Raw genomic sequence first — 11,176 nt, forward strand, 5'->3', positions numbered from 1 at the left:
CTTAGAACGAGAATAGAATGCATACAATTTTAGGCTACTTGTGGCAGTACATCACGAATCCTAAAGCAATTATCGCCTTGTCATTGTTCGTGGCATTGATGTCTTCCTATACTTCAATTCCTCGCCATATATTTTGGGCTTTAGCATCTGCATATGCTTTAGGGCTCATCGCTTATGGAATTTATTGGCTAATTCAGCGTAAAAAGCATGCTGTTCAAGGTGAAGAGCTTGCACAAGCGATTGAAAAGGATACCCAAGCAGAGTACGGCAAAAATAAAGATAAAGAAGAGCTGCAACTTATTAGCCAACAAATGAAAGAATCTATTCAATTGATTCGTAAGTCAAAGTTAGGCGATAAAAAGGGGAACGCAGCACTATATGAGTTGCCATGGTATATGGTCATTGGTAACCCAGCTGCTGGTAAAAGTTCTGCGATCTATAATTCTGGTTTAAAGTTTCCTTTTGAAGAAACTCATCAAAAAATGGTTTCGGCTGGTTTAAGCGGTACGCGTAATTGTGACTGGTTTTTTTCGACTGAGGGTATTTTACTCGACACCGCTGGACGTTATTCGGTCTATAGCGAAGACCACTCTGAATGGTTAGGCTTTTTAAGTATCTTAAAGAAGAACCGTTCTAAGGCTCCAGTAAATGGTTTAATTCTTATTGTTAGTATTGCTGAGCTTGTTAGTCAGAGTCCTGAACACTCATTAAAGCTTGCGAAAAATTTACGCGCTCGTATTCAGGATTTAACCGAACGTTTAGAAGTGGTTGTACCCGTATATCTAGTCTTTTCAAAAATGGATTTGATCGCGGGTTTTACCGAATTTTTCGAATTCTATGAAGCACAAGAATATAATCAGGCGTGGGGCGCAACACTACCATATGAGCAAAACTCTTCTCATAATGCCGTAGATCTTTTTGAGAAACACTACAATATTCTTTATGACGGTTTAAAAGGGGTCAGTTCAACTCATCTTAGCCGTCGACATTCTCAAAATATCTCACCTAGTGTGATGACTTTCCCATTAGAATTTAAGACATTAAAACCAGCATTAAAAAGTTTTATTGCGACACTGTTTGAAGATAACCCTTACCAGTTCCAACCAGTTTTCCGCGGGTTTTATTTCACGAGTGCTTTGCAAGAAGGCGTAATAGAAAGTCCAATGACTGAGCAAATTGCACAGGAATTCCAGCTTTCCCAAATTGCTCAAAGTGAAGTAAAAGATCAACTAAAAACAACGCCTAACCATGGTTATTTCTTAAAAGGCTTGTTTTCAGATGTCATTTTAAAAGATAAAGATCTGGTTAAACAGCATGTCAATACAAGCAAAAAGCGTCAGCGTTATATTGCATTTATTGGTGCTTTAGCTGGCGTATCCATTATTCTAGGTGTGTGGGTTTGGTCATATCGTAACAATCAACAACTTATTGCTGAAGTTCAAGCTGATTTAAATAAAGTTGTTCAATTGGAAAAGAGTTCAGGTCAACAATTGTCGACTCAATTAGAGGCCTTACTTATCTTGCAAAGACGTCTACAACAGTTAGACGAATTTGATGAAAATAGACCACTAAAATTTAGTTTTGGTTTATATCAAGGTAATGAGCTACGTGAAAAATTAAAAGCTGAATATTTAAAAGGTGTTAAGCAAATTGTTTTGATACCTACACAGCAAAATATTGCTCAGTATTTGCAACGTGTAAAAAATAACGAAGCAACTTTAAAAGCAAATCATACCAATGTTGAGATCAAGCAAACTGCTCAAACTCAGCAATATTTGGAGCCTTCGGATACTAACCCTCAAGATGCTTATAATGCTTTAAAAGCATATTTAATGATGAGCAATCCACAGTATATGGATGCGAGTCACTTAAGTGATCAGGTAACGCGTTTCTGGCGTTCTTGGCTTGATGCCAATAAAGGGCAGATGCCACGTGCAGATATGATTCAAGAAGCTGAGCAGATCTTATCTTATGCAATGACATTGGCAAATGATAAAGAATTCCCGATCTTAGATGCTGACTCTCAACTCGTAGATCAGACACGTCAAGTATTGCTCTCTGTTATTAGAGGTATGCCAGCGCGTGACCGTGTTTATAATGAAATTAAAATGCGTGCTGCTGTGCGCTTCCCAGCTTTAACTGTGAGCCAGATTGTTGGTGACGCAAATAAAAATATTGTATTGGGTAGTTATGCATTACCAGGGGTATTTACTCAAAAAGCTTGGAACGAGTATGTAGAAAAAGCAATTGAGGAAGCAGCAGACAAACCTACGGATACTAAAGACTGGGTGCTTAATAGCCGTCAATCTGATGATTTAACTTTCTCTGGTAGTCCAGAGCAAATCAGAAAGCAGCTTACTGCATTGTATAAACAAGAATATATTGCAGAGTGGAGAAAATTCTTAAGTGGTATTCACTATGCAAAAGCAACTCAGTTTGCTCAGCAAGTTAAAAATATTGATGTATTGGGCGAACCACAAAATTCACCAATTCGCACGCTTATTGAACGCGTAGCCATTGAAACAAATTGGGATAATCCGGTTGTTCAAGCAGAGTTAGCAGCGCCTCAAAAAGGATTTATTGCATGGTTTAAACGTAAGGTTCTAAACCATGATGATAAACAATTAGCAAATCAGGCTGTAACGAATGCTCAAGGGCCTATTTCTCAAGAATATCAAATGTTCTATCAATTGGTCCGTAAACGTGATGATCAGCAAGGTAAATCTTTGCTTGATGAATATATGACGAATCTAGCCTTAGTACGTAGTAAGTTTAATGAACTTAAGAATGCGGGTGAGATCGGACCGAATGCGATGACATTGGTTAAGCAAACTTTAAATGAGCAGACATCGGTATTTAACCAGACTCAAAAAATTGTAGATGAAAAGATGGCGGTTGGTTTCAGTGAAATTGATCAGCAACTTCTACAAAAATTAGTGGTGAGTCCACTTACCCAAGCCTTTGAAAGCTTAATTACACCTACTCAAGATGAAATTAATAAGCTATGGGTAATGCAAGCTTATCAACCATTTACTGCAAATCTTGCTAAGAAATATCCATTTAACTCATCAGCTTCTTTACAAGCAACAAGTAGTGAAATTGGACAAATTCTTGGTGAGAACGGCAGTATTTCCCGCTTTGTTAAAGAGAGTTTAGACCCGTTTGTTATCCGCCGCGGTTATACCTTAACCTCCAAAACATGGAAAGATTTGGGGATTAGTTTAAACCCACAATTTGTTATGAACTTCCAACGCTATGTTGCACCTACAAATGGAATGGCAACAGGTGAGTTAAATAGCCAAGCACCAGCTGCTCCGGCAACCAATCAGTCTAACTTCCAGTTCTACCCAATTCAAAACCCGCAGTTACTTTCATATACCGTTGATATTGATGGTCAGCGTATGACTTATGAAAATGGGGTGCAGCAATGGGTTAACTTTATTTGGCCAAATCAAGGCAGTATTCCGGGTGCTCGTATTACGGCTGTAGATTTACAAGGTCAAACACATACCATTTTTGATGAACCAGGCGAATACGGGATTAACCGTTTAATCGATAGTGCACAGCGTAAAGAGCAAAACGGTGGTTTTGAAATGCTTTGGCGCAGTAAGACAGATCCATCACTCTTTGTGAAAATGAACTTCCGTCTTATTAGTAGTAATTCAGGAAGTATCGGTTCAAGCCGTGGCTACTCTGGTATGCAACTGGTGGACAAAGTGACTGCGGATAAAGCTGCTCGCGTTGTATCCGCACAGCAAGCACCAGCTCAGGCTGCTGCTCCTGCCAAAACTGAAAATCCAGTTTCTGCACTAGCACAACCTGCTGCGGGAGTTAAGCCATGACATGGAAACTAACCTCTACATTCAAGGAGGAGCATTGATGCATACATTAAAAACAACTCCTCTGTATTACGGGAAAAGCCCTGCGCGTGGTGATTTCTTAAAGACAAAAGGTCAATATGCCTTAATACAGGTACTTGATCAGTGGATAACAGAAGCATTGGAATATGCAATGCAGTCAAATATGTTCAAAGAGGCATATAGCAAGTTGCCTTCATTGGATTTCTTTATTGCAAATCCACAAGAGAACATGTTCTTGGCTGCTAATTTGTTGGCGAGCGAAGACAGTTCAGGCCGAGCTTTTCCGATGGTACTCAGTCATTTACTTGAGATTGATTTGCCATATGAAAATTTATTATATGCACCTTATAGCTATAAGCATGTCTTAGTTGATTTATTTCAAAATAATCGCGCATTAAGAGGGATTAAAGACTCTGACTTATTATTTGGTAAGCTAAATCATTTACCAAATCAAATTCAGGTTTTATCTGAACGTGAATGTGTAGGTTTTTATGAAAATCATACCATGCATTCATTTGCTCAGTTAATGAAGCTAAGTATTTATGAGTTAGCTCAAAGCATGATTGGTTTAGGATTACTACTACAACCAATTTTACAAAATGGGACTAGCCGTTTAAATAAAGTCTTGATTCTACCGATTAATAATCCTGCTTATTGTTATGAAATAGCGGCATTCTGGGTCAGTATTATTTGTCGTTTTTTAAAACAGCATAATACCGAAGTATTAATTGGGTTGTTACATCGGGAGCAGCCAGTATTATTCTTTGGTTTCCAAGGTGCTGATATTTTAGCTCTTAGCGATATTTTTACTCAGAATATGGATAGCAAACATTGGGTTTCTTTAATACAAGCTCAATGGATTGATACTTATTTGGAACAGAATGCTGGTTTAGCAACGCTAGAACAATCTTTATGTCAACGCCAATTAAGTTTAAATCAAGGTTTAAAACTATTTAGACAGACTTTTTTGGGTGAATAACAATGAATCAAAAATATCAAATTAAACTTTCACAACTTATAAAAGGCTGTTTTATATATGCAATTGCGAATTATGCTTTAGCACAGCCTATAGTTGTAGAAGGTGTAGTGCCAAATGAAGCAAGTAAACAGGCTATTTTAATGAAAATGCAGTCTGTTTATGGTGCAGATCAGGTTGTCGATAAAATACAAGTTCGACCAGTTGCCGCTCCAAATGGATGGAGTGACTCTGTCACACGAGTGATTACACCTGATCTTAAAAAAGTTTCTCAGGGTAAGTTAAGTGTTAATGGAACCCGATTTGAACTGACCGGGAAAATGCTAAATCCGACAGAAATACAGCCAACCATTCAGTCTTTTCAGAGTTTGGTACAGCCTCCATATCAATTATTTTCCCAGCTTTCTGTAAATCAGGCTGAGCAGAAGATTATTGATGATGCTTTAAAAAATCGAATTATTGAATTTGAATCTGGTAGTGCAGTATTAACTGAAGCTGGGCAAAAAATTCTTGATGAAATGGCTGTTGCTTTAAATAAAGTGGGCGGGAAAAAAGTCAAAATTGTGGGGCATACCGATAGTTCTGGTGATGCGAACAAAAACTTAAAACTCAGCCAAGATCGAGCTTTGGCAGTTAAAAATTACTTAATTAGTAAGAATATTCCTGCTGATCATTTATCTACCGAAGGTTTAGGTTCATCTAAGCCTGTAGCGGACAATACTTCTGCGGAAGGTAGAAAGAAAAACCGCCGAATTGAGTTCACCGTTTTATAGGGATAAGGAGAAGAATATGGCTAGCCCTTACATTACGATTGGATGCCCAACGACAGGTGGAGGGCAAGTCATTTCTGGTAATAGTGCATTTTTAATTGAGGGAATCGCAATTGCATGTGTAGGTGATAAAGCAACTTGTCCGGCGCATAAAACGGTTTCTACGATTGTTTCCGGTGACCCAAATATGCAAGTGATGGGAAAAGCAGCAGCAAGAGTAAATGATTCATTATCGTGTGGCTGTAAATTATTACCGAAACAAAGTTTGGTTAATCAAGGGTAGCAGAGGGTATATCTTTTTTTCTTAAATGTTTAAGTTAAAAAGATATGTGTACTAATTAAATGATCTTAAATGGTATTAGATTTTTTATTCAGATATAAGAAATCGAATAAATCATATTAATGATTGTAATGCTGGGTTATTTGTCGGATAAAGCTAAATTTTGGTAATATACGGGCATTATGATTTTAAGTATTAAATTATTTAAAAATATTGAGAGTAATGATGAGTAGTTTAAAAATTTTAATTACAAAACTTTCTACAGCTGCACGCACTGCTTTAGAAAAATCTGCTAATGCTTGTGTTCTTCAGCAAAACTACGAAATTGAAATTGAACATTTATTTTTAGAGTTACTTAATCAGCCTTTAGAAAACGATTTAAAAATTTTATTAAAAAAATATAAAATCTCAGCCGATGCTTTAGCAGATGATTTAAAAGAAACAATTTCTCAATTACCAAAAGGTAATACACGTACTCCAATTTTTGCTAAATCAATTGTTCGTTTATTTGAACAAGCTTGGTTATTGGCTTCAGCAGAACAAAATCCTGTCATTCGTAGTGGTCATTTACTGGTTGCATTATTAACTGCACCTGACCTCTATCAAATTGCAACGAGAGCTTCGAGTTTATTCGATCTTTTCCCGATAGACTCAATGAAACATAAGTTTCTCGAAATTTGTGAAAAAAGTGTAGAACAACAAGAAGAATCAAAAACATCTTCACAAGCAGATGAATTAGAACAAGCCGTGACTCCAACTGCAAAAACTCAAAAAACACCTGCTTTAGATCAATATACAATTAATTTAACTGAAAAAGCGAAGAACGGCGGAATTGACCCTGTTATTGGGCGTGAATATGAAATTCGTTTGATGCTTGATATTTTAATGCGCAGACGCCAGAACAACCCAATTTTAACTGGTGAGCCAGGTGTAGGTAAAACAGCTGTAGTTGAAGGGTTGGCTTTAAAAATTGCTCAAGGTTTAGTTCCTGAGGCATTAAAAAATGTACATTTGCATGTTTTAGATATGGGGCTTTTGCAAGCTGGGGCAAGTGTTAAAGGTGAATTTGAAAACCGTTTAAAGCAAGTTATTCAAGAAGTCCAATCATCGGCTCATCCTATTATTTTATTTATTGATGAAGCGCATACGCTTATTGGAGCAGGTGGCCAAGCGGGGCAAAACGATGCTGCCAATCTTTTAAAACCTGCACTTGCTCGTGGCGAGTTACGTACTATTGCTGCAACAACATGGGCAGAATATAAACAGTATTTTGAGAAAGATGCTGCATTGAGCCGCCGTTTTCAGGTGGTAAAGGTTGAAGAACCGACCGAAGAAGTTGCTGTGGATATGCTACGTGCAATGATTCCCGTAATGCAAAAGCACTTTAATTTACAAATTGATGATGAAGCAATTGTAACGGCTGTACATGCCTCTCATCGCTATATTAGTGGTCGTCAACTCCCAGACAAAGCAGTAAGTGTTCTTGATACTGCAGCAGCGCGTGTAGCTTTGACCCAAAATGCACAACCAGTCAAACTTGATCAATTGAAAGCACAAGAACATAACTTAAAGCTTGAGCAACAAATTTTGGAAAATGAACACCGTCAAATTCCAATACATCATGAAAGATTAGAAAATCTGAAAAACCAACTAGAGTCATTACAAAGTGAGATCCAAGAGACTCAGGAACAATGGCAAAAAGAATTAGAGCTAGTTCGTAAAATTCAGGAATTAGAAGCGCAGAGCCATTCTAATGAGTCTGAAGCCTACGATCAGATTAATTTAATACGCAAAGACCTTGCTGATATTCAGGGACAACAGCCGTTAGTTTTTGAGCGAGTAAACTCTCAGATTATCAATGAAATTATTTCTGATTGGACAGGTATTCCTGTTGGGAAAATGGTCAATGATGAAATTAAGCAGATTTTAACGCTTGAAGATAAATTAGGTGAGCGTGTAATGGGGCAAGATTATGCACTTACACAATTAGTTCAAGGGATTAAAACTTCAAAAGCTAAATTAGAAGATCCAAATAAACCTCAAGGGGTGTTCCTTTTAGTCGGGCCTAGTGGGGTTGGTAAAACTGAAACTGCTTTAGCCTTAGCTAATGAGTTATATGGCGGTGAACAGCATTTAATCACGATTAATATGTCTGAGTATCAAGAAGCACATACTGTCTCTTCGCTTAAAGGTGCACCTCCAGGCTATGTTGGCTATGGTCAGGGTGGGGTTTTAACTGAAGCTGTACGCCGTAATCCTTATAGTGTTGTGTTACTCGACGAAATTGAAAAAGCACATAGCGATGTTCAGGAGTTGTTCTATCAAGTATTTGATAAAGGTACTTTAGAGGATGGTGAAGGGCGCGTTATTGACTTTAAAAACACGACAATCTTATTAACTTCAAATACGGGCTCGAGTGCAATTATGCAGGCATGTTTAAATCAGCCTGTAGAAGAATGGCCTACCGCAGAAGATTTAATCGAACATTTAAAACCGAGTTTATATAAACAGTTTAAGCCAGCCTTTTTAGGGCGTATGAGAGTTGTGCCATATTTCCCATTGCATGATGATTTATTGATTCGAATTATTAAACATAAATTGGGCAAAATTACTGCTCGAATTGAAAAACAATATGGAACGGAAGTTCAATATTCAGATGACTTGGTTGAATTGCTACTCAGCCGTTGTACTGAAGTGGATAGTGGCGCCCGTAATGTTGATAACATCTTAAATTCTACAGTTTTACCTGCTTTGGCAACTGAAATTTTAGTGGCGTTAGCAGATCAAAAATTGCCAAAATTGATCATGATTGATGCAAAAGATGACGAGATCCAATATTTACTAGATCCTGTGGCGAAGCCTGCTAAAAAACGGACTAGTAAAAAGTTGAAATCAGAAGTTTAAAAATTTAATAGAGCCAAAATTAGATGAGTATTGATATTTCTGAACTACTTAAACCCATTAATGACAGCTTGCTTTGTGGTGAGGATTATTCATTTTCTAATGAATTTCACGAGATAAAGAAAGCCAGAACACAGGATGATCTATTATTAGATCAGGGGGATTGGGTTGCTGAACGGAAGCAGGCAGATTGGGACTTTGTTGCGAAGAGTGTAAGCACTTTGCTCATTGAAAAAACCAAAGATATCCGTCTATTAACTTGGGTAATAGAAGCCTGGACTCATCTAAATGGTTTTGAAGGCATGGTAAAGGGAATCACTTTAACTCATACCATGCTGAACCAATATTGGCAGGATATTCATCCAATTATTGAAGATGATGATTTGGATCAGCGTATTGGTTTATTACAAGGACTTATTAATCAGTTGCCAATGCTGTTGAAGAAAGTACCTTTAACTAACACAGCTCCTTATTATAACTTGCTTGATTACGATAATTTTCTATATCACGAAAATATACGCCGTAAGCAAACAGAAGAGTACGAGAGTCAGTCAGGTCCATCTGAATTAGAACAATTTGATCAAGCGATCTTTAATACCTCTAAAACCTTTCAATACTCAAGTTATCAAGAGTTTAATTCGGTTTTAACGGAGTGGAATGTTTTAAAGCAGACACTCGACCATTTAATGGGATTAGATTCACCGAGTTTTGCTGCAATTGATTCTGCATTTGAAACAATACACAGCACTTTACGTAAAATTTACAAAGCAGAGGCTTTTGGTACAGGGCTTGCGCCGAGCCAAGAACAGGCCGCTGTCATCACGACACCGTCTATGGAAAATCAAGTGCCTGTACAAATCGTATCAGACCAGCCTATGTTTCAGCCACAAGCACAAACTCACTTGGCCAATCGCGAGCAAGCAATGAAAGTGCTGCAAGAAATAGCTGATTATTTTCAAGCAAATGAGCCACATAGTCCTGTGAGCTATATGCTCCAAAAGACCATTAAATGGAGCCAAATGCCGCTGCATGAATGGTTAGCACAAGTGATTAAAGATGAGCATCCATTGCAAATGGTTCAGGAAATGTTAGGTGTTCAACCTAAAAATGAATATGAATAAAGATTGGTAAAGAGATATGTTTAAAGCTGAAAAAGTCCTGTGGGGCGAAGGTTTATTTTTAAGACCTCAACATTTCCAGATTCAAGATACCTATCATGAACAACGTTTAAATCATACGGTTCGTGCTGTTGTGCCATTTTCCTATGGCGTTCAAAAACTTAGTTTTGATGAAGCACAGTTAAGTACGCATATTCTTGCACTTGAATCAGTAGAAATGATTTGGCAAGACGGTGAAATATATCAAGCGCCTGCTTATGACTTATTACCTGAACCTATTTTGCTTGATGAGCTTAATTTACGTGGTGAAATGGTCATCTATTTGGCATTACCATTATTACAAGCCAATAAACAAAATTTAATCGATCAAAATCAATCACAGAAGGGGCGCTATCAATCACATTTGGTTGAGACTCACGATCTTTTCACTAACGCGACAGAAGCTGATATCAGCTTATTACGTCGCCGAGCTGTGTTTAAATTATTAGATGCACATAGTAATCCTGATCATAATTTAGATGGTTTCCTGTATTTGCCAATAGGTAAAATTAAACGTCAGAGTTCAGGTGCTTTTGAAATTGACCGCAAATTTATCCCGCCCATTTTGCATGTCGATGCATCTGAGACCTTGGTTTCAAATTTAAAAAGAACCTTGAATGTTATTAAGGCAAAAATTAAAACGATTCAAACCAATAACCGAGAAAATGAGCAGAAATTAATTGAATTCCGTTCAGGTGATATCGTTTCGTTTTGGTTGGTAAATGCTTTAAATACTGCTCATGCTGGTCTGAGCCATTTCTTGCAATATCCGCAAATTCATCCGGAACGATTATTCTTTGAATTGCTACGTTTAGCAGGTTCATTATTAACTTTCTCGACAGCTTATGAAGTTGATCAGTTGCCTGCATATAAACATCATAATTTGCAAGAGAGCTTCACCCAGCTCGACACAATTTTACGTGATTTACTCGATACGATTATTTCGAGTCGTTACATCAGTATTGCCCTTAAAGAAATTCGCCCTTCATATTGGGTGGGAAGTCTCGAAACCGATAAGATTACTCGAGATACCAGACTTTATATTGCTGTATCAAGTAGCGTGATGCAGACCCATGAGTTGATTCAAATCGTTCCTCTACGTTTTAAAATTGGTAGTACTTTAGATGTTGAACAACGTGTAGTTGCAGCATTACCAGCGATTCCATTACACCACTTAATCCAAGTTCCAACTGCTATTCCAGTACGTTCGGGTGTGAGCTATTTTGAAATCG

At 37.6% G+C, this 11,176-nt stretch carries 7 protein-coding genes; all 7 read left to right on the forward strand.

Going from position 1 to position 11,176, the window contains the following annotated elements; genetic code table 11:
- Positions 1-17: 17 nt before the first annotated feature.
- Positions 18-3,842 (forward strand): type VI secretion system membrane subunit TssM, encoded by a 3,825-nt coding sequence (gene tssM / locus C1642_RS18205; protein WP_103236711.1) that lies wholly within the window; start codon positions 18-20, stop codon positions 3,840-3,842.
- Positions 3,843-3,879: 37 nt separating this feature from the next.
- Positions 3,880-4,839, forward strand: a complete 960-nt coding sequence (gene tagF, locus C1642_RS18210; RefSeq protein ID WP_000557241.1) for a type VI secretion system-associated protein TagF — start codon at positions 3,880-3,882, stop codon at positions 4,837-4,839.
- Positions 4,840-4,841: 2 nt separating this feature from the next.
- On the forward strand, positions 4,842-5,609 hold the full coding sequence (locus tag C1642_RS18215) for an OmpA family protein (protein ID WP_001072408.1): 768 nt from the start codon (positions 4,842-4,844) through the stop codon (positions 5,607-5,609).
- Between the two features lie 16 nt (positions 5,610-5,625).
- Positions 5,626-5,889 carry a PAAR domain-containing protein gene (locus C1642_RS18220; protein ID WP_000168112.1) on the forward strand — a complete coding sequence of 88 codons (264 nt, stop codon included), beginning with the start codon at positions 5,626-5,628 and terminating at the stop codon, positions 5,887-5,889.
- Between the two features lie 219 nt (positions 5,890-6,108).
- A complete protein-coding gene (gene tssH / locus C1642_RS18225) occupies positions 6,109-8,790 on the forward strand; it encodes a type VI secretion system ATPase TssH (protein ID WP_103236712.1) in 2,682 nt (893 codons plus the stop codon).
- Positions 8,791-8,813: 23 nt separating this feature from the next.
- Positions 8,814-9,908 (forward strand): type VI secretion system protein TssA, encoded by a 1,095-nt coding sequence (tssA, locus tag C1642_RS18230; protein ID WP_020753007.1) that lies wholly within the window; start codon positions 8,814-8,816, stop codon positions 9,906-9,908.
- Positions 9,909-9,924: 16 nt separating this feature from the next.
- The coding region (gene tssK / locus C1642_RS18235; RefSeq protein WP_228153990.1) for a type VI secretion system baseplate subunit TssK at positions 9,925-11,176 on the forward strand (1,252 nt) is incomplete at its 3' end.

This window comes from Acinetobacter sp. AKBS16 (assembly GCF_002899995.1).
In the GTDB taxonomy this organism is placed as follows: Bacteria; Pseudomonadota; Gammaproteobacteria; order Pseudomonadales; family Moraxellaceae; genus Acinetobacter; species Acinetobacter baumannii.

What these genes read in the sequence shown, in the direction of transcription:
- C1642_RS18215 (WP_001072408.1), top strand. Translation starts at nt 4,842, where the DNA reads ATGAATCAAAAATATCAAATTAAACTTTCACAACTTATAAAAGGCTGT.
- C1642_RS18220 (WP_000168112.1), top strand. Translation starts at nt 5,626, where the DNA reads ATGGCTAGCCCTTACATTACGATTGGATGCCCAACGACAGGTGGAGGG.
- tssH (WP_103236712.1), top strand. Translation starts at nt 6,109, where the DNA reads ATGATGAGTAGTTTAAAAATTTTAATTACAAAACTTTCTACAGCTGCA.
- tssM (WP_103236711.1), top strand. Translation starts at nt 18, where the DNA reads ATGCATACAATTTTAGGCTACTTGTGGCAGTACATCACGAATCCTAAA.
- tssA (WP_020753007.1), top strand. Translation starts at nt 8,814, where the DNA reads ATGAGTATTGATATTTCTGAACTACTTAAACCCATTAATGACAGCTTG.
- tagF (WP_000557241.1), top strand. Translation starts at nt 3,880, where the DNA reads ATGCATACATTAAAAACAACTCCTCTGTATTACGGGAAAAGCCCTGCG.